Consider the following 18,188-nt stretch of genomic DNA (forward strand, 5'->3'; position numbering starts at 1 on the left):
AATAAATTTGGCAGGATTAGTCGTTAACATATTTATACCCAAATAAGCTATTACGCATAATAAATAGCAATACCGTTGTAAGGAAATTGGGCAGACTAATCCTATTTTTTATAAATTGAAATTTATTGAATTTCAACATTTAAAAATAAGATTAGTTAATCATCGTCCACCCATCATTCCTTTCCGTCGTTAGTAACCATATTGTACCATAGTAGTACTGTATGAGTAAATGCGATTATACGTGCTGTGAAAATGATTGCTTTCTTTTAGGTCTATTTATCTTCACTTCATATCGATCAGATACAAACAACATCTGTAGTACTACTAGCTTTAGGTTTCCTTAGTAGTAAACTTCTAAGCACTCCCTCTTATATAATTTTTATATAAATTTATCATTAATTATATATTATACATATTACATTTCAGTTCTTATAATAAAGATATCATTTTAAAAGGAGGATACTACAATGGAATTTAGCAAACTAGGAAACAGTGGATTAACAGTAAGTAAGATTGCATATGGGAACTGGATAAACCATGGCGGGAAAGTAAATGAAGATATTGCAAATGATTGTGTGAAAGCCGCACTGGATGTTGGAATTACAACGTTCGATACTGCTGATGTTTATTCGGACACGATAGCCGAGGAAGTACTTGGCCGATCTTTGAAAGGTATACGCCGAGAAAGTATAGAACTTTGTACAAAAGTATGCCATCCGACCGGACCTGGAAAAAATGATCGTGGATTATCGAGAAAACATATTATAGAAAATTGCAATGCATCGTTACAGCGGTTGCAGACAGACTACATTGATGTCTATTATGCACATAGATTTGACTCAACAACTCCCCTTGAGGAAACGATGTTAGCTTTTGCTGATCTTGTAAGACAAGGTAAAGTCCTTTACTTAGGCGTAAGTGAATGGACATCGGAACAAATCACCCGCGGTGCAGCGCTTGCACGAGAATTGAAAATTCCACTCATCGCTAGCCAACCTCAATACTCGATGTTATGGCGAGTTATCGAAACTGATGTAATACCAACGTGTCAACGTGAGGGACTTGGTCAAGTTGTATGGTCTCCCCTCGCACAAGGTATTCTCTCTGGAAAATATCAACCAGGTAAACCAATACCGACTCAATCACGTGCTAATTCAGATGCTGGTAAACCATTTTTCCACAAACTCGTGCAACGTTGGATGAGTGATGATGTACTCACTGCAATTCAGAAACTTAATCCGATCGCGCAAGAAACTAATCTTACCCTACCACAACTCGCAGTTGCTTGGGTACTACAAAATCCAGCTGTTTCCTCTGCAATTATTGGCGCTTCAAATCCTGAGCAAATAAGAGAAAACGTAATTGCTTCTAGTGTTAAATTGCAACCTGAAATTATGGATCAGATTGATAGTGTACTAAAAGGTTTCATTGAGTACGATCCGAGTAAAACAGGTTGAAACATCAGTGAATTCCTTTTTAAAAACCACAAAATATCTTTGTAGTCTGACTTTAAAATAAAAATAGAAGTTTTCCTATCCAACTTTCCCCCTGCCCATCCCATCAAGATGGGCCTTTACTTTTCAAATTCAAATTGTGAAGTCGTATAAACCTCTCTAACAACTGTTAAGAAGTTCTCTAATACGACAGATTTTTCATCTTGTCTCCATCCAACATATAAATTTATTTTCGGTGTATTTTCTTGAATGTCTTTATACATGACACCCGATTTTTTATAGCTTTCCACCGATGATGGAACTACAGAAATCCCCATCCCTGTAGCAACTAAATTCACAATCGTTTGCATTTGAATCGCTTCTTGAACAATATTTAAGCTGACTCCATGCTCCCAAAAGTAACTAATAATTAAATCATAAAAGTTTGTACCGAAATGACGGGGAAATAAAATAAATGGTTCATCAATTAATGATTTGATTGAAATGTTACGTAACGAAACTAAAGGATGATCTTCATGCAAAACCAATTTTAAACATTCCTCAGAACAAACTTCGGAAACTAATATTTCATTATTCTGCTTGGAACGAATAAATCCAATATGAATTTGTTTTTCATATAGCGCTTTTATTTGCTGGTCTGTTGTCATCTCACGTAATATAAGCTGAATTTTAGGAAACCGTTCTCGAAATGTTTTTAATATGTCTATAACGGTTTCTGTAGAATCGACAAAACCGATGATTAAATGTCCTGTCTTCCCTTCATCCACAAGCTGTGTTTCTTTAATAGTTCTATCTACTTGAAGCAACGTTTGCCGCGCACCTTCTAAAAATATTTTTCCAGCATCCGTAAGTTCAACCATTCTTTTCGTTCGATGAAAAAGTTGAACGCCCAATTCATCTTCTAATTTACGAATTTCTTGGCTTAAAGGAGGTTGTGCCATCCTAAGCCGTTCTGCTGCACGACTAAAGTTTAATTCTTCTGCCACTGTTATGAAATATCTCATTTTACGAATATCCATTTCAATCCCCCTACCATAACCGAATAATAAACAATTCGCTTTTACTTCTCTTAGGTAAATAATTCTTTATTCCCAAGTGGTACAAAACAAGGCTAAAAAACTTATCTCCAAAGTTCTTTAGCCTTGTTCACTTGTTACACATTAAAAAATATTATTCGTACAACGGTACCTTTATCAACTTCTGAATGGATTTCTACACTATGCCCTAATTGTTTCGTAATTTCATATACAAGATAGAGCCCCATTCCAGTTGATTCTTTAAAATCTCTACCGTTTTCTCCTGTAAAGAAAGGTTTGAATACTCTTGGTAAATCTTGCTTCGGTATCCCTACGCCACTATCGGTAATTTCAAGTACAACTGTATTACCTTCCTTACGTGCTTTCACTTTAATCTTTTCTCTACTACCTGATGAATATTTAATCGCATTCGATATTATTTGTCCAATTAAAAATTGTAACCACTTCGCATCACTTTCTACAGTAATACTCTTATCAATTTCAAGCTCTGGGTATACAAAATTCCGAATAAAAAAGCGTTTATGTTCATGCACGGAATCATTCACTATTTTATGTAGTTGTACTCTTTCTACATAAAAATCTTGTGTAAATGCTTCTAAACGTGCGACATACAGTGCCATCTCTAAACCCTTTTTTAACCTATCTGTTTCCTCATTAATACTTTCAAAACGTGAATCCACTTCATCTTGTGTAATTAATTCTATTACAGATAAAGGTGTTTTCATTTGATGAATCCACTGATTCATAAAGGTTAAATGATCATTATTTTTCCTCTCTTGTAACTGGAGCTGATTTTGATAATGTCGATATTGTACTTCGAGCAAATCTTGGAGAGCAGTAGATAAAACTGCAAAATCAGATTTTTGAACAGATTCATCCAAAGATTGCAACGGATTTGCTAAACGTTCATAAAAAGATCGATGTGTAAAATAACGAAATACTAAATAACTCACCATAAAAAAAGCACCTAAAAACATTGCATATAATGCCGTTGAAATATGATTATGCCCATCAAACCAATAAACTAAGAATATGGCTAGTAGTTGGATCGCAGTAAAACAAATAAGTGGTATATGATCATGTATAAATAACCTTATCATTTTTCCATACCATTATCCCAAGTAATATGTAATCTATATCCAACACTACGAATTGTTTCAATTGCTCCTTCAATATGTAACGTTTTTAACTTTTTACGCACACGTGTTGTATTTACACTTAATGTATTATCATCCACATAGGATTCACTATCCCATAATTTATTTAATAATACTTCCCTACTCACAACACGCGGATAGTTTTTCATTAACATCTCTAATAAAATGGCTTCGTTTCTCGTTATATCAACCTCTTGGTTCCTAAGTTTTAATACAAGTCTTTCGGGATATAAACTAAGACCTTGTTGCTCAACCATTCGTTCTTCTAGTTTCGGTGCATAGTCTCCATAAGCACGTCTTAAATGACTACGAATTTTCGCCATTACAACTTCATAATGAAACGGCTTCGGAATAAAATCATCGCCACCATTTTCCAACGCCATAACTTGATCCATCGTACCTTCACGAGCCGAAATAAATAAAATTGGACATGTAGAAACCCCGCGAATTTGACGGCACCAATAGTAACCATCAAAACTTGGCAAATTAATATCTAATAACACTAACTCCGGTTCTTCTTCTAAAAATATGTCTAACACATTTTGAAAATTCGTTACAATAATTCCTTGGTAACCGTATTTCGCAACATATGTTGATAATAGCTCTGCAATTTTCATATCATCTTCAACAATCATAATTTTAACCATCTCTGAACTCCTTTTTGATCCACAATCCCAAATATACTTATATAAATACTACCTCTTTTCACAAAATCCGTAAAATAGAAAAAGAATACTTTTATACAAAAGTATTCTTTTCTATTTTTCTTATTTAATATGAAATTCATTTAGAGAAAATCCTAACTTCTCCACATATTCCCTTCCTAGTTCCATCCGCGCCGTTTTTAGTGGATCCACAACTTGGCAAATTTTCAAATTACCTGCTGCTGATAATAAAAGAGTTGCATCAGCTTTAGACATTTCTAATTCTTCATGTAAAAATGTCACCATATTACGTACAGCACGATTCGCTGCATCATCTAGCAATTTCTCTGAAGCAATCGTCATTATTTTTTCTTTTTGAATAGCCAATGGTAATGGCCATTTCTTTCCTTTTATAGTCTGAACAGTTACAGTTACCTCACCAGCAACCTCTACTCCACTAACACCAATTTCACCATCACCCATCGCAGCGTGTAAATCGCCTAATGCTAAAAGAGCACCAGGAACATTTACAGGTAATAATAACGTTGTACCTTCTTTGATTTCTTTACAATCCATATTCCCGCCGTGATCATGCGGTGTACCACATGAAATACTCTCTTCTTTCGGTGCAGTACCAATCACACCAATCATTGGATTAATTGGAATTTGCAGTTCATTTGAAAATGAAACATGTCCATTATGTATTGGGACAATTTTTACTGTATTTTCATTTAGCTCATCACCCATTACACCTAGGTTCGCACCTGTAGTTAAAACACCCTGCTCTGCAATTTTAATCTTTTCAATCGTTACGACTAATATATCACCAGGTTCTGCACCTTTAATATGTACAGGTCCGGTCGCTGGATTTATTCGATTCCAATCTAATTCTTGAAACACAACATCTTCAGAATTAATTTGATTTTCAAAGCAATCATATGTTTCAAATACAAGACGGCTCCCAATTTCTACTTCAATACATGGATTATTTTCTGGTGACATTGCGTAAATGATATGTTCTTTATGAATACGATGCATAGTACCTCTCCTTTTTCGTTTTTATCTTCTATATAATAATTAGCTTTTATCTGCATAAGCTCCTTTTTAAAATTAGTAGTTATTTTCAAGAAAAATGCACTTAGCTCATTTTGAAACATACACTCTTTACTATAACAGGTAAAGAAAGGTGGTATTACAATGCCCCTTATTCCATACAACGAAAGTGACGTTGATTTACTAGCACGTTTAATACGTGCTGAAGCTGAGGGCGAAGGACGACAAGGTGAACAACTTGTTGGATGTGTTGTAGTAAACCGTGTATTTTGTGATTGCTTAGATTTCAAACAACTTCGATCTGTGCGTGATGCAGTATATCAAAGCCCTGGCGGATTCGAAGCAGTTCAATACGGTTACTTTTATCAACGTGCCCGTGAATCAGAAAAAGAAATCGCAAGAAAAGTTTTACAAGGTGAATGGCGCTGGCCAGCACGATGGGCTCTTTGGTATTTCCGTCCAGTTGGAGCTTGTCCGCCCGAATGGTATAATCAGCCGTTTGCAGGACAATTTAAAAGCCATTGCTTTTACGAGCCTAGTGGCGATGAATGTCCAAAAATGTATTCAAGATAGTAAAAATTAAGCAACGCAAGTACTTATTCTATTGAGTACTTGCGTTGCTTTTAACTATATTTTAGAAATCTAATAATGTGACGAATTTTCTAGCGCCTACCACATGTATTAATAATGGTATACGTGGACCACTTGATTGATTCATAATGAGCCTATATAAAATGGTAAATAATTGTTTTTGATTTTCTTTCATTATTTTTTTATTTTCATGATGACAAATCGTATACAATTGCTCCATTAGTTTAGAATGATCGTTATTAGAACGAATTATTTTACAAACTTCTACTAGCCATTTTTTCTGCCGTTCATCTAATGTGTTATAAAACTCCGTATTTTTCTCTTTATTTACCGCAATCAATTTTTTAGATTGAAAGTTTCTTATCCAATACTCAGCACGATTACTTATCGCTATCATTTCAGGTAATGCATAGCTCCTATCTATTTTCTCTAATATATCTTGTAAAATAGATGAATCAAAATTTAATAATGGTAAAGTTCCTGCTACTTGATTAAACTTTGGATACTCTTTAAATCGGCTATCAAGTCTAGAAAGTTTAATTGCATCAAATAAATCTTCATTTTTGAGTGTTTTATTTTCATAACTATCCTTCAATCTCTCATACTCTGTATAATTGCGAATCACATCTTCATCAAGTCCAATATGAAAAGCTGCGCCGGGCCTATATTTTGCAAACATAAAAAGAATCACTTCTGGTACATACACTTTTAATAAGTCGCTAGGTGTAATACTATTCCCTGAAGAACTGGACATTTTTTCATGATGCCCTTTAATTCCAATGAAATCATAAGCAACGTATTGAGGGGCTTCACAATTGAATATTTTCCTTGCAATTTCTTTTGATACATTATAACTACCGGTTTCCGATGAATGATCTCTTCCGCCCGGTTCGAAAATAACATCCTCTATCATCCATCTCATCGGCCAATCGATTTTCCAATTCAGTTTCATTTGACTTGTATTTAATACGGATAATTTATTTTGATTTCCACATTCACAGTCATACCGAACTGTTTTTAATACTTCATCAAAATGTGTAATAGTTGTTGCATCTTTCCCGCACCTCTCACAATATAACGTAACGGGATAAAAGTTTTCTCTATCTTCTTCTCGGTGTATTCCTGTTTTAAAACCCATTAAAATATCATATATTTCTTTTCTTTTATACAAAGACTCTAATATGTTTTCGTTATACCTTCCGCTTCTATATTCAGCATATTGATATATGAATTCCACTTCAATCCCAAATGCTTGTAGCGATTTCTCAAACTCTTTTTCAAAATGCTCTGCGTACGAGTTATGACACCCATACGGATCAGGAATATCACAGTATGGCATACCAATATATTTTGCAAAAGATGGATCAATATTTTTAGGAACTTTTCTAAACCTGTCATAATCATCCCATGAAAAGATAAAACGAGTCTTTTTCCCTAAATCTTGCAGAGCCCTTACAACGAAATAAGTCGTTACTATTTCACGGAAGTTCCCAATATGAACAGAACCAGATGGACTAATTCCAGCTGCACAAACAAAAGTTTCTTTGTTTGGATGTTTTCTAATTAATTCATGTGCTACTTCATACGCCCAATGCATATGCCACTCACCTCAATTGTATTTTTATTTTCACATTTTCAGTTTTATGCAATAAAAAAACTCCCACCCCCAAGATTATTCATCTTGAGGACGAGAGTTATTAACTTCGCGGTACCACCTCAGTTTGTTAATACATCACCATATTAACCTCTTCAGGTACGGCAAAATATGCTTATACCCTATCTCTATAACGGGAGAACCCGTCGCACCATCCCTAAATGAATTAGTTCCTTGCGCAGCTCTAAGTCTTTTTTCATTAAGATTTTCACCTCTCCTTCTCAGCTACCGGAGCTCTCTGTATGTATTCATTCTTAACTACTCTTCTCTTCAATGCCATTTTGAATATTAGTTTTTACATATGATAATTTATAACAAATACTTTGTCAAATTTTTCTGAACGAAAACAAATAGCATATAACTATCTAAAAAAATGTTTTATCGCTTCCAGTTGAATTTTATGACTACATTCATCACAACAATATTTCCCCTCCGGATCTCTCTTGAATTCCCTATATTTTCCGCTTCCTTCGTATACGCGAAATACATTTTCACATGAAAAATAGACAATTTCATAAAACATCATATGCATTTTCCTACCCATGTCTATACGCTATTTTCGAATTACTTGATAAGGCCCTCTTTTCTTACACTGGAAATCTTAATTTCATTTCAGTGAAAGGTTTACCTCTCTTCTTATCGAACTTTATATATAGCTTTAATGAATAGAGGTGAAACATATTGCACGGAAATATAGAATTAGTCGTTGATGCTAAGGCGAATTTAGGGGAAGGTCCTTGCTGGGATGAGAAGAAACAATTATTATACTGGGTTGATATTATCGGAAAAAAATTATGTCTTTATAATCCTGTTAAAAAAACAAACCGAGCGATCACTCTCGACCAACAAATCGGTTGTGTTGTTCCATATACGAACGATGAAGTTTTAGTAGCAATGGAACAAGGCTTTTATTCTCTTAATCTTGACACAAAAATACTTACACATATTTATGACCCTGAACCAGATTTATTAGAAAACCGCTTTAACGATGGAAAATGCGATCCAGCCGGCCGCTTTTGGGCAGGCACTACAGACTTATACGGTATTAATGCTGCTGGTTCCTTATATTGTTTAAACAATAATTTCAACGTAGATAAAAAAGTTGCACATGTAAATACATCAAACGGCATAGCATGGTCTCCTGACGATATATACCTTTATTTTATTGATACACCTACAAAAAAAGTAGTCCGTTTTCATTATGATATACATACTGGTGTAATTAGCAATCCAACAGATGTTATCATCTTCCCTGAAAATGAAGGTCTACCCGATGGTATGACAATTGATGTAGAAGGTTGTTTATGGATTGCACATTGGGGAGGCTCGAAGATTACTAGATGGAATCCCTTGACTGGAGAACAGATTTTAAGTATTCCGATTCCTGCTTTATATGTAACGTCGTGTACATTTGGAGGACCTAATTTGACCGATTTATATATCACAACAGCCAGAACAAGAATGACCGATGTGGAATTAAAACAATACCCACATGCTGGTGGTATATTTCGAATTCAAATGAATGTTAAAGGTTGTCGAACCTATTCATTTCGCCATGAAACTATTGGAGCTGAAACACTATGAACAGAATCGATTACATAAGACAAGAAGAGAAAAAGTATCACGATCTTTGCTATGAACAATATAAATTATTCGAAGCGGGATCTTGGCTGTATAAACCTGTTAAAACAGTTATGGACATGCTGAACTATCTTGAAGAACAGAAAGACCTACAAATACTTGACCTTGGCTCTGGTGTCGGTAGAAACAGTATTCCGATTGCACAAAAAATCACGAATAGTGGCGGCACTGTTACTTGTGTTGATCTACTCGATTCGGCTTTAATGAAGTTACAAGTTTATAGCAAAGAATATGGTGTATTTGAATACATAAAAACGGAACAAGCAGCAATTGAAGACTACTATATTGCTCCTAATACTTATGACTACATCGTTGCAGTATCAAGTTTAGAACATGTTAGATCAATAGACGATTTTAAAAAAGTGCTTCAGACTATGAAAAATGGGACAAAGAGTGGCGGTATCAATTGTTTAATCGTTAACTCTAACATTCAAGAAATAGATTTAGAAACAGGAGAAGAATTAGATGCTTTAATTGAAATTAACCTTTCTACGGAAGAAATGATACGTACACTAAAAGGCGTTTATAACGAATGGAAAGAAGTAAAAGTTGAAATAAAAAATTTAGCGTATGATATTGTACGAAACGGTAAACACATTCAATTAAATACGAATGCGATTACTTTTGTCGTGCAAAAATTATAGTATATACGAGTGGTGACTATTTTCATCTCATATAGTCACCACTCGTATATTTATGTAAATATCATTCCAGCGTAATTACAATTTTCCCTCTAACATGCTGACTTTCACTTAAAATATGAGCTTCTCTAATTCCTTCTTCATTAAACGGAACAACCTTACTGATGATAGGTTTAATTTTTCCATGCTCAATCAAAACAGATAATTCGTCCAATTGCTTCCCGCTTGGTTTCAACCATAAAAACCCTGATTTTATGGCCTTTACTTCATGACGTGGTTCATGAAGTAAAGAAACTAGAACACCACCAGATTTAATAATTTGAAAACTTTTTTCTTGTACTTCTCCGCCGATTGTATCTAACACAATATCATAATCTGATAGTAGCTCTTCAAATTTATCTTTTTTATAATCAATAACAAGGTCAGCACCTAAAGACTTTAAAAACTCTTCATTTTTACTACTTGCAGTTGTTGCGACAAAGGCCCCAAATGATTTTGCGATTTGAATTGCAAAACTCCCTACTCCGCCCGCTCCAGCATGAATTAATACTCGGTCATTTTCTTTTATTTGTGCGTAATCAACAAGACTTTGCCAAGCTGTTAGTCCTGCAAGAGGTATAGACGCAGCTTCTTCAAAACTAATATTATTTGGCATATGTGCTACTAAATCTGATTTCACTGTAATGTATTCAGCATAGGAGCCTTTCCCTATATTTTCTGGTTTCGTAAACACTTTATCTCCTATTTTGAAATGGTCCACATCTTCTCCAACTTCTTCAATTACTCCAGCAACATCTAAACCTAATATTATTGGAAATGAAAATTGCAGCTTCTCTTGTAATTCTCCCTTTCTTATTTTCCAATCAACAGGATTGACAGATGTTGCTTGTATACGTATTAATACTTCATTACATTTAACAACTGGTTTAGGAACTTGTCTTTCTTGTAATTCTTCAACACTACCATATTGATCAATAGCAATTGCTTTCATTTCCTCTCCCCCTTGTTGTTTATTGTAATAACAAACAATTATTTTTCAAAATTTTCCGCCTTGGATGACAATAAATATGTTAGGAGGTGATATTTATGCTACTCTACTAATTAAGCATCATGAGTGCAAAAAACATTTATTTCACTTAAATACAATCTAATTTACGCCTAAGAAACACCCAAAGTTATATTTCTCTTTATCTATTAATGACCTTTAAATGAAACGGAGAGTGTGCTATGAGTGAACAAGTTTTCAAAGTAAACGGTATCGATATATGTACAGAAAGCTTTGGCAATCCTAATAACCCAGCAATATTATTAATTATGGGAGCTACGTGTTCAATGGTTTATTGGGATGAAGAATTTTGTGAAAGGTTAGCTAGCACAGGAAGATTTGTCATTCGCTATGATAACCGTGATGTTGGTCGCTCTATTACATATGAGCCTGGGACTTCCAATTACACTGTAGCAGACATGGCTGAAGATGCAATCGGAGTACTCGATGCGTATCATATTGACAAAGCACACCTTTTTGGCATGTCATTAGGAGGTATGATTGCTCAAATTGCTGCAGTAAAACACCCAGAAAGAATTTTGACCTTAACATTACTAGCAACAAGCGTTATTGGATCTGATAACAATACTCGTGATTTGCCTCCAATGGATGAAAGAATTTTGACACATCATGCTAATGGTGCAAATTTAGATTGGACAAATAAAGATGTTATAGCGAAATATTTAATTACAGGGTCACGTCTACTCTGTGGATCAAAGCGTATATTTGATGAAGCAAGAACTTTAAAACAAGTAAAGCAAGAAATAGAACGTGCTAACAATCTATTAAGTATGTTTAATCACGCCCTCCTTACAGGTGATGATTCTTATGAAGGTATCCTAAAGTCGTTACTAGTACCTACTTTAGTAATTCATGGTACGGACGATACAGCTCTTCCACTTGAACATGGACTCGCACTTATTGATGAAATTCCGAGCTCAAAGCTATTACCCCTTGAAGGTACAGGACATGAGAATCATCCTGATGACTGGGATGAAATTATTAAAGCAGTTTCAGAACATATATCCCGTATAAGATAAGAACAACTATTAGAAGGGGCACAAATTGTTTTGCCCCTTCTATTTATCCCGCTATTTGTGGGCAGTAAAACTCCCGATTGGTGAAGGCTAATAATCAGTGGGGTATGAACAAAACCCCCACTGATTATAGTTTCACTTTATAAAGATTACGATACAATATCAAAAACCCATCACTGCATTCGTATGTATAGTGATGGGCTCTACCTATATTTTTCTATGCTTAAAAAAATGGACAATCTAACTGATCAACAGATTCCCACGATTTTTTTTTTACATTTTCGGTGGATTTACTATTTTCTAGTGGTACGTGTTTAAATGGATTCATTTCAACTTTTAATAGAGATGATGGTTCTATATATAAAGAAAAAACATGGCTACTTGGCAAGGTTTTTGATACATCAATATCTCCTACTTGTTTAAATAATTGCTGGGCCGCAAAGAAAAAGAAATTAGTTGGATTAGATTGTTTATTAAGCCAAGCAATCATTTCAGGCGATACTGATTTATTAATATTAATTTTCACTCGATCACCACGTTTATATCGCCTAGATCGCATACTTCCACCAACTAACTTATCGTTAAGTTTGTAAACCCTAACTCTTTTTGCTTATGCTCTCTATATTTTGGCGAGCATGTATATACTAATAACCCACGAGCATTGGTGAATAACGGGTTATCTACAAAAATCACATTTTTCAAGCGTCCTTTTTGTTTCAAAATCATTTTTAAGCTATTTTTAATAATAACTGCGCCCCCACCATAAATAAATACATATGGATCGTCTTTCATATCATCAATTTTGTTAATAATATCCGTTGCGACACGTGCTGCTAAACCTAAAAATGCTGGCTGCGATTCCTCAACTAACAATGCATTTCTTGGGTGCTTTTCATTTAAATAAATTTGGTTAAATTCTGTAATGCTATCAATTGTTTTCGTAGGATATTTCCGATTCCATCTCGTAATAATTTGTAGTAACGTTTCTTTTACACCATATGATAATCCTTTACTTAATTGCGGACGGAAATTTACCCCTAATGAAACAACTTCTTCCGTTGTCCCCGCGCCAATATCAAAAGACAATAAAGTTTTATCTACAAAATCAATTTCTGAAACTTGATTTTGTTCACATTCTATTTTATGTTTCACAACATTTCCTTCCTCATCATATACAATCCCCCACGTCCCAGAAGCGCCTTCAGGTAGACATTTACAAAACTCAATAGAAACATTAATCGTAACATCGTGTCCATTTGGATAATGGAATATGACCTTGTGATTACCCATATACCGTTTCGCATTTTCAGCAGCAATTTCCTGTGTAATAAGTTGCATTGGAAGAGCAACAGATAAATCATAACGAATATTAATATGACTTGAAGTAGGGCTTTGACGCATAGCACTTATCGCTAAACCTGAAAGGATTGTAATGACCATTAACTCATCAGTAGATTTATTTGATTTTTTCTCCACTTCAGTACCTTTTAATTGATCTTGAATCACTTTTTCTCCAACGATGTATCGTACATTATTTAACATTAGCGATGGAGAACTAATGGTCACATCAATGTGATTCTCTAATTCTGACGATGAAACTTCACCCTCATCTAACAACCCCGTAGACTCACCTATATATAAGGAATAAATACTCGGAATAAAAATAGGTTCCTGCCCTTTCACCATTAACTTCAAACCATTATTTCCTGCATCTGCACCAGCTTTTAAAAGAATAGACATAACTACCCCCTAAATTAATCTGACATCCCTTCCAAATATATGCGAGCCCATTCTTTTACATTCAAATGTAATGTAATTTTTTCTTCATCCTTTAAACAAAATATCATAAACATTCACTTCATATGTAAAAAATGTTTGACATAAAACTTTTCCAATTTTATACTATGGATGTAAAGAGTTTTTTACAAAAGTGGAGGTGTTGTTCTAATATGAATCATAAAAAATTTATTTTAATAACAATCGTTTTATCATTACTCGGAGTACTTATACACGGAGCTTATAAATACATTACTGAAGGTACGATTTTAGGTGGAACAATTTTCACAAGCGCTTTAATACTTAGTTACCTCATCAATCATATTACATGGGGAGATCTTCACGGCGTGTCAGAAGAAAGTCAAGATGAGATGGGACAACAAATTACATATAAAAGCTTTAAAATCGCGTATTTTGTTCTTGTAGGTGTTATGTTTCTTATATTATTCTGGTCAGAAGGATTTTCTATGGGTTCCAATTTGGATGGTGTAAAAAACCTTCCCCTTTTTATCGCACTTTGTTCTTCATTCTTTATTTATCCTATCGTTGAACTCATTGTCGCCAAACAATATAAATAAAAAAAGTGGTTTTCTATTTACAGAAAACCACTTTTTTATGTTTAAAAACCCTCTGCTATTGCTTTCAGCTTATTCACAGTCCGCCAGTTCCTTACTGTAGCTGGCGTATGTAATTTTTGAAACTGGTTCATTAGTTTAGAATTCCGAATGCTTTTTTTGAAAAATAAATACACTACTCTTCCTTCGATATGGCAATCTTCTATGTCACTTTTGTACATAAGTAACCGCTTACTGTCTTCTTCAGAAAGTGGATTAGCTAAAAAGGCCACATTTACACTTTCTCCTTCTAATAACGAATGGGTCTCGTAAGGACACTTTTTAATAATATTAATAAATTCATCATTTGCTCGTAACATGACTGGAACATTGAAATCAAAAACGTTGTTAATTTCACATTCAATTCGTTCCTTTAAAAAACTTATCTCTTCTTCTGACTCAAACACTACATTTCCACTTTGAATATATGTTTTCACTCTTTTTAACCCTATTGATTCAAACATTATTTTCAAATCTGCCATTTTGATTACTTTATGTCCACCTACATTAATTCCCCGTAGTAGTGCAATATAAATTGTCATATGCTTACCCCTCACGTATTTACATGCTTAACAAGCGAATTGTTTTGCACCTTCATGCTTCTCGAATACTTACTTTAATACATCTAACATATCATGTACGGAAAATATCTCAAATAAAAAAACTTACTACATGATTTTTTTCAAGATTGAGACTCCCACGACTAAAGTCGCAAGCCTGGATCCTTACGGAATTACGGGTGGGATTCTTGAATAACTAAGCGTTCGCAGTCTATTTCTGTTTTGAACAGCCTTCAAGATGAGGGCATCTCATTGCCCCTCCTAAACCAGACCATATAGGTGCTTAGGCTGATTGACTGTTACCATCAATCACAGTTGCGTAGCGAATATTCATCGCCCCAACGATATCACGGTGTGTCTCAAACCCACATGGACACTTGTACTTTCTGTCTTGTGCCCTGTTCTTTTCAGTACATTTCGGACAGCTTTGACTTGTATAAGCTGGATTCACATATTCAACCTGAATATCAGCTAATATCGCTTTATATTCAATAAATTTTGACAAACGATAGAATGACCAAGTGTGTAGGTTTTTTTCGTTTTTACGGCTTGTTCTTGCCGTCTGTCTTATATTCGTTAATTGTTCTAATCGAATGACAGAAATATGATTTGCAATCGCAAAATTAATGATTTCACGACTTATTTTATGATCTTTTTCTTGCATCCATCTTTGTTCTTTATCATCAAATCGCCGAATTGCATTCACTTTTTTGTCTTTTCCTAACTTCTTACGAACACTACGGAACTTACGCTTCCTATATTTATTTTGCCTACCATTCCCAAAGAAACGAACCTTGTCATCATCTGTGATCGCTACCGCAGGGACTTTGAGACCTAGGTCTACTCCTAAAATTTTCGTCCCTGCTCTTTCATTTGTAGGAACCGTGACAGATATTTGAGCAATCCACTTATTCGATTTCTTTGTGATGCGAAGTGTACCTAACTTATGTTTTAGCAAATCCAAATTGCGATTGTTTTTATCGATTAATAAAGCTCGGACCTTTAAACGAGTGGACTTTCCATTTACCTTAAACGGGATTGAAATATGAGTGGCGTCAAACGAATAATTTTGATTGTTCCATATACAAACAGGCCTCTTTAAAATCGGAATGATTTTATAATTGCTTTTCTTTACTTTTGTAGCAAACAAACTTTTTGCGTCTTTGATTGCTTGATTCTTCACCGCACTTGGGATATTTGCTTCGATATCTTTTGTGCTTTTTTTCGTACTTTTCTGTGCTTCAACCATTTCTGATACAAGTATATTTATGACTTTGATATATTCTTGGCTACTTTGTTCTAATAAACGGATTTGTTCTTTTGTTGGAATCAATTTCACTTTCACTGTTAGGGTCTGTGACATACGTTTCATCCCCTTGTTTTTTGATTTTCAACATCGTTCATGTGATACATTTCTAGCAATAGAAACAAAATAAGAACGTGTCCATAAACTTTACAACTACATGAGGTGAGGAGATTTTCCTCTCAAACACTTTGAAACGTACTTCTATCATCATTGATTCTAGTTACAATGTATCATTTACTTTCGAAAAATCACAACAAAAAGACTTGAAGAAACTACCTATACTTTGGATACTTAACCTTTCGATTTTCAGTGGCACTCCGTATCCAACCTCACTTTCATCCCATGCCTAAAGGCGATGGGCTTTCTCGTTCGGAAAGGGCTGTAAGCTTTGTTATCTCATTATAGGTAAATGTAATATGAATTGTTGTCCAATTGGTCCCATTCTTCTAAACCCTTTATCTTGAAATCCAACTTTCTCATATAACTTTTGTGCCGGAATATTTTTTTCATTTACAGCGAGAATCACTTCATTTTTTATTGGATAATAATATTTTACAAAGTCTTGTAATAACGCCAATGATTTTTTAGCATATCCTTTCTTTTGTTTATTGTGATTAACGGAAAAAGAGGTTAAAAGTATGGCATCCTTATTTTCTGTAAACTCCTGTACCCTATCACCTGTTTGTAATATAAATACACCGACAGGTACTCCGTTATAGTCTAAAATAACAACTACATTTTTCGTTCGATCATTTTTCGCTTTCTCCAGTAATTCACCTGGATTCGCTGTAAATTGAACTTGTTCACTTGGTAAAGTAAATGATTGTATTATCTCTTTATATTGCTCCTTATACGGCACTAATTGTATTTCGCTTGTATGTATGTTCATGCTTAACTCTCCCATTCCTTCAAGTTATTAACTTAAACCTTGCTGTGTTTTAGAATGCACTTTTCCATCCAAAAATGTTATTTTAGCAAATGATTTTGGATCGTTTCCTTTCCAAGCAAAAATTTGCTTAATTCGTGTAGAATGTTCTTCTCCTTCTTCTATGAGTAAATCCCCTTCAAAACCGATTAAATCTTTCACTTCTAAATAAGTCATTCCTTCATTAATATTTGAGAAATGATTTATATTAATGGTCTCTTGCTTTTTATTTTCCGTTATAGTAGAAGACATAGCTGTTTTCTTCTTCACTTCTTTCTTCTGGTCACACGCTGTCATACTAAAACCTATGCATAAACTACCTAATATGAGTGCGCTTTTTTTCATCATAACGGCTGTCCCTCCCCTCATTATTAAACCATATATTCCCTTGAAAATAAACTGAATATTTAATCTTACAGAAAAACCCCGTACAATTTAGTACGGGGTTTTCACTATTTTTTCAAATGGTTATTTGACTGATCTTCTTGTTCTTTTCGTAGTTCTTGTTCTTCATCTTTTGGTAATTGTTTATCATTATCTTTAATCGGATTCGTTTCTCTATTTTCAATCATATCATTTGGAACTTGCGGCATTACTCGGCCAACAATTGCTGCTAATTCATCAAGTATGCCTTCACCAGTTTTACCTTTTTTGATTTGCTTGCCTATTTGTTTTAGTCTTTCATACGTATCAACATCTGCTACAACGACTGCATTTGCACCGTTCGGGTCATTCTTTAAACTTTCTGCAACAAAATACTTAATTGACTCAACGCGAGTTCGATCAAGTTTCGCTTTCACATCAATACCTACAACAGCATACTTCCCAACTACTACTGCTGTAGCATCGTTTACACCAGGTATACTTGCAGCTAAAGATGCCAGATGATCAGCTGCTTTTTCATTTGGCTTATTTGATTTATTTGTATACGTAACATTTTTCATCGAGACATTTTTTTGTTCTGGCTTTTCATTAGGATTGTCTTTTTTTCCAATGCTACATCCAGTAATAACGAAACAAAGCATTAACATATATATAATGATTTTCATTATT

Annotated in this window: 20 protein-coding genes and 1 other annotated feature; of the genes, 6 read left to right on the plus strand and 14 right to left on the minus strand. The window is 34.4% G+C overall.

Annotated features, from left to right (window positions below):
• Positions 1-467: 467 nt before the first annotated feature.
• Positions 468-1,457 (plus strand): aldo/keto reductase family protein, encoded by a 990-nt coding sequence (locus tag MR155_RS08855; RefSeq protein ID WP_219302520.1) that lies wholly within the window; start codon positions 468-470, stop codon positions 1,455-1,457.
• Between the two features lie 116 nt (positions 1,458-1,573).
• Here the strand turns inward: MR155_RS08855 and MR155_RS08860 are convergent, their stop codons facing one another.
• The 4 genes from MR155_RS08860 to MR155_RS08875 all read right to left on the minus strand — a co-directional run bounded on the left by MR155_RS08860 (position 1,574) and on the right by MR155_RS08875 (position 5,330).
• Positions 1,574-2,473, minus strand: coding sequence for a LysR substrate-binding domain-containing protein (locus tag MR155_RS08860; protein ID WP_242309311.1), 900 nt, complete (start codon positions 2,471-2,473; stop codon positions 1,574-1,576).
• A gap of 134 nt (positions 2,474-2,607) precedes the next feature.
• The gene (locus tag MR155_RS08865) at positions 2,608-3,591 is read right to left on the minus strand and encodes a sensor histidine kinase (RefSeq protein WP_242309314.1); all 984 of its coding nucleotides are present in this window, start codon (positions 3,589-3,591) and stop codon (positions 2,608-2,610) included.
• On the minus strand, positions 3,588-4,295 hold the full coding sequence (locus MR155_RS08870) for a response regulator transcription factor (RefSeq protein WP_242245667.1): 708 nt from the start codon (positions 4,293-4,295) through the stop codon (positions 3,588-3,590). Before MR155_RS08870 ends, MR155_RS08865 begins: the two co-directional genes overlap by 4 nt.
• Before the next feature lie 120 nt (positions 4,296-4,415).
• Positions 4,416-5,330 (minus strand): acetamidase/formamidase family protein, encoded by a 915-nt coding sequence (locus MR155_RS08875; RefSeq protein ID WP_242309315.1) that lies wholly within the window; start codon positions 5,328-5,330, stop codon positions 4,416-4,418.
• Positions 5,331-5,489: 159 nt separating this feature from the next.
• Here MR155_RS08875 and MR155_RS08880 point away from each other — a divergent pair, with 159 nt between their 5' ends.
• On the plus strand, positions 5,490-5,918 hold the full coding sequence (locus MR155_RS08880) for a cell wall hydrolase (RefSeq protein WP_002013108.1): 429 nt from the start codon (positions 5,490-5,492) through the stop codon (positions 5,916-5,918).
• 61 nt (positions 5,919-5,979) lie between these two features.
• On the opposite strand, the gene lysS is transcribed toward MR155_RS08880, so the two are convergent.
• Together lysS and MR155_RS08890 are read right to left on the minus strand one after the other, a co-directional pair.
• Entirely contained in the window at positions 5,980-7,533 is a 1,554-nt protein-coding gene (gene lysS, locus MR155_RS08885; protein ID WP_242309318.1) for a lysine--tRNA ligase, read from the minus strand.
• 83 nt (positions 7,534-7,616) lie between these two features.
• Positions 7,617-7,873: a binding site (T-box leader), on the minus strand.
• 78 nt (positions 7,874-7,951) lie between these two features.
• Positions 7,952-8,122, minus strand: coding sequence for a DUF2197 domain-containing protein (locus MR155_RS08890; RefSeq protein ID WP_242309685.1), 171 nt, complete (start codon positions 8,120-8,122; stop codon positions 7,952-7,954).
• Positions 8,123-8,271: 149 nt separating this feature from the next.
• Between MR155_RS08890 and MR155_RS08895 the strand changes: the two genes are divergently transcribed.
• Positions 8,272-9,174 carry an SMP-30/gluconolactonase/LRE family protein gene (locus MR155_RS08895; RefSeq protein WP_242245673.1) on the plus strand — a complete coding sequence of 301 codons (903 nt, stop codon included), beginning with the start codon at positions 8,272-8,274 and terminating at the stop codon, positions 9,172-9,174.
• Positions 9,171-9,875 carry a class I SAM-dependent methyltransferase gene (locus MR155_RS08900; RefSeq protein ID WP_242245674.1) on the plus strand — a complete coding sequence of 235 codons (705 nt, stop codon included), beginning with the start codon at positions 9,171-9,173 and terminating at the stop codon, positions 9,873-9,875. The genes MR155_RS08895 and MR155_RS08900 overlap by 4 nt, the downstream gene beginning before the upstream one ends.
• Positions 9,876-9,936: 61 nt before the next feature.
• Here MR155_RS08900 and MR155_RS08905 read toward each other — a convergent pair whose 3' ends face one another.
• Positions 9,937-10,863, minus strand: coding sequence for an NADP-dependent oxidoreductase (locus MR155_RS08905; RefSeq protein WP_242309320.1), 927 nt, complete (start codon positions 10,861-10,863; stop codon positions 9,937-9,939).
• A gap of 236 nt (positions 10,864-11,099) precedes the next feature.
• Here MR155_RS08905 and mle point away from each other — a divergent pair, with 236 nt between their 5' ends.
• A complete protein-coding gene (gene mle, locus MR155_RS08910; protein ID WP_242309322.1) occupies positions 11,100-11,957 on the plus strand; it encodes a BCA family alpha/beta fold macrolide esterase in 858 nt (285 codons plus the stop codon).
• Positions 11,958-12,177: 220 nt separating this feature from the next.
• Here the strand turns inward: mle and MR155_RS08915 are convergent, their stop codons facing one another.
• Together MR155_RS08915 and MR155_RS08920 are read right to left on the minus strand one after the other, a co-directional pair.
• A complete protein-coding gene (locus MR155_RS08915; RefSeq protein ID WP_002085171.1) occupies positions 12,178-12,513 on the minus strand; it encodes a hypothetical protein in 336 nt (111 codons plus the stop codon).
• 11 nt (positions 12,514-12,524) lie between these two features.
• Entirely contained in the window at positions 12,525-13,694 is a 1,170-nt protein-coding gene (locus MR155_RS08920; protein WP_242309324.1) for a ParM/StbA family protein, read from the minus strand.
• A gap of 209 nt (positions 13,695-13,903) precedes the next feature.
• On the opposite strand from MR155_RS08920, the gene MR155_RS08925 reads away from it, so the two are divergent.
• Complete coding sequence (locus MR155_RS08925) at positions 13,904-14,308, plus strand: hypothetical protein (RefSeq protein WP_242309326.1); 405 nt, start codon at positions 13,904-13,906, stop codon at positions 14,306-14,308.
• A 41-nt stretch (positions 14,309-14,349) separates the two neighbouring features.
• Here the strand turns inward: MR155_RS08925 and MR155_RS08930 are convergent, their stop codons facing one another.
• From MR155_RS08930 to MR155_RS08950, 5 genes are all read right to left on the minus strand, one after another.
• The gene (locus tag MR155_RS08930) at positions 14,350-14,886 is read right to left on the minus strand and encodes a DUF1697 domain-containing protein (protein WP_242309329.1); all 537 of its coding nucleotides are present in this window, start codon (positions 14,884-14,886) and stop codon (positions 14,350-14,352) included.
• A gap of 301 nt (positions 14,887-15,187) precedes the next feature.
• Positions 15,188-16,267 carry an RNA-guided endonuclease InsQ/TnpB family protein gene (locus MR155_RS08935; protein ID WP_219302537.1) on the minus strand — a complete coding sequence of 360 codons (1,080 nt, stop codon included), beginning with the start codon at positions 16,265-16,267 and terminating at the stop codon, positions 15,188-15,190.
• Between the two features lie 334 nt (positions 16,268-16,601).
• On the minus strand, positions 16,602-17,099 hold the full coding sequence (locus MR155_RS08940; protein ID WP_219302539.1) for a GNAT family N-acetyltransferase: 498 nt from the start codon (positions 17,097-17,099) through the stop codon (positions 16,602-16,604).
• A gap of 27 nt (positions 17,100-17,126) precedes the next feature.
• Entirely contained in the window at positions 17,127-17,483 is a 357-nt protein-coding gene (locus tag MR155_RS08945) for a hypothetical protein (RefSeq protein ID WP_002127693.1), read from the minus strand.
• A gap of 104 nt (positions 17,484-17,587) precedes the next feature.
• Positions 17,588-18,184 (minus strand): YhcN/YlaJ family sporulation lipoprotein, encoded by a 597-nt coding sequence (locus MR155_RS08950; protein ID WP_242309331.1) that lies wholly within the window; start codon positions 18,182-18,184, stop codon positions 17,588-17,590.
• Positions 18,185-18,188 lie beyond the last annotated feature (4 nt).

The sequence above is a fragment of the Bacillus cereus group sp. BfR-BA-01331 genome (genome assembly GCF_022663915.1).
Taxonomy (GTDB): domain Bacteria; phylum Bacillota; class Bacilli; order Bacillales; family Bacillaceae_G; genus Bacillus_A; species Bacillus_A mycoides.

Bases quoted from the DNA above. Each gene is read 5' to 3' on its own strand.
- MR155_RS08855 (WP_219302520.1), top strand. From the start codon at position 468: ATGGAATTTAGCAAACTAGGAAACAGTGGATTAACAGTAAGTAAGATT.
- MR155_RS08860 (WP_242309311.1), bottom strand. From the start codon at position 2,473: ATGGATATTCGTAAAATGAGATATTTCATAACAGTGGCAGAAGAATTA.
- MR155_RS08865 (WP_242309314.1), bottom strand. From the start codon at position 3,591: ATGATAAGGTTATTTATACATGATCATATACCACTTATTTGTTTTACT.
- MR155_RS08870 (WP_242245667.1), bottom strand. From the start codon at position 4,295: ATGGTTAAAATTATGATTGTTGAAGATGATATGAAAATTGCAGAGCTA.
- MR155_RS08875 (WP_242309315.1), bottom strand. From the start codon at position 5,330: ATGCATCGTATTCATAAAGAACATATCATTTACGCAATGTCACCAGAA.
- MR155_RS08880 (WP_002013108.1), top strand. From the start codon at position 5,490: ATGCCCCTTATTCCATACAACGAAAGTGACGTTGATTTACTAGCACGT.
- lysS (WP_242309318.1), bottom strand. From the start codon at position 7,533: ATGCATTGGGCGTATGAAGTAGCACATGAATTAATTAGAAAACATCCA.
- MR155_RS08890 (WP_242309685.1), bottom strand. From the start codon at position 8,122: ATGCATATGATGTTTTATGAAATTGTCTATTTTTCATGTGAAAATGTA.
- MR155_RS08900 (WP_242245674.1), top strand. From the start codon at position 9,171: ATGAACAGAATCGATTACATAAGACAAGAAGAGAAAAAGTATCACGAT.
- MR155_RS08905 (WP_242309320.1), bottom strand. From the start codon at position 10,863: ATGAAAGCAATTGCTATTGATCAATATGGTAGTGTTGAAGAATTACAA.
- mle (WP_242309322.1), top strand. From the start codon at position 11,100: ATGAGTGAACAAGTTTTCAAAGTAAACGGTATCGATATATGTACAGAA.
- MR155_RS08915 (WP_002085171.1), bottom strand. From the start codon at position 12,513: ATGCGATCTAGGCGATATAAACGTGGTGATCGAGTGAAAATTAATATT.
- MR155_RS08920 (WP_242309324.1), bottom strand. From the start codon at position 13,694: ATGTCTATTCTTTTAAAAGCTGGTGCAGATGCAGGAAATAATGGTTTG.
- MR155_RS08925 (WP_242309326.1), top strand. From the start codon at position 13,904: ATGAATCATAAAAAATTTATTTTAATAACAATCGTTTTATCATTACTC.
- MR155_RS08930 (WP_242309329.1), bottom strand. From the start codon at position 14,886: ATGACAATTTATATTGCACTACTACGGGGAATTAATGTAGGTGGACAT.
- MR155_RS08935 (WP_219302537.1), bottom strand. From the start codon at position 16,267: ATGTCACAGACCCTAACAGTGAAAGTGAAATTGATTCCAACAAAAGAA.
- MR155_RS08940 (WP_219302539.1), bottom strand. From the start codon at position 17,099: ATGAACATACATACAAGCGAAATACAATTAGTGCCGTATAAGGAGCAA.
- MR155_RS08945 (WP_002127693.1), bottom strand. From the start codon at position 17,483: ATGATGAAAAAAAGCGCACTCATATTAGGTAGTTTATGCATAGGTTTT.
- MR155_RS08950 (WP_242309331.1), bottom strand. From the start codon at position 18,184: ATGAAAATCATTATATATATGTTAATGCTTTGTTTCGTTATTACTGGA.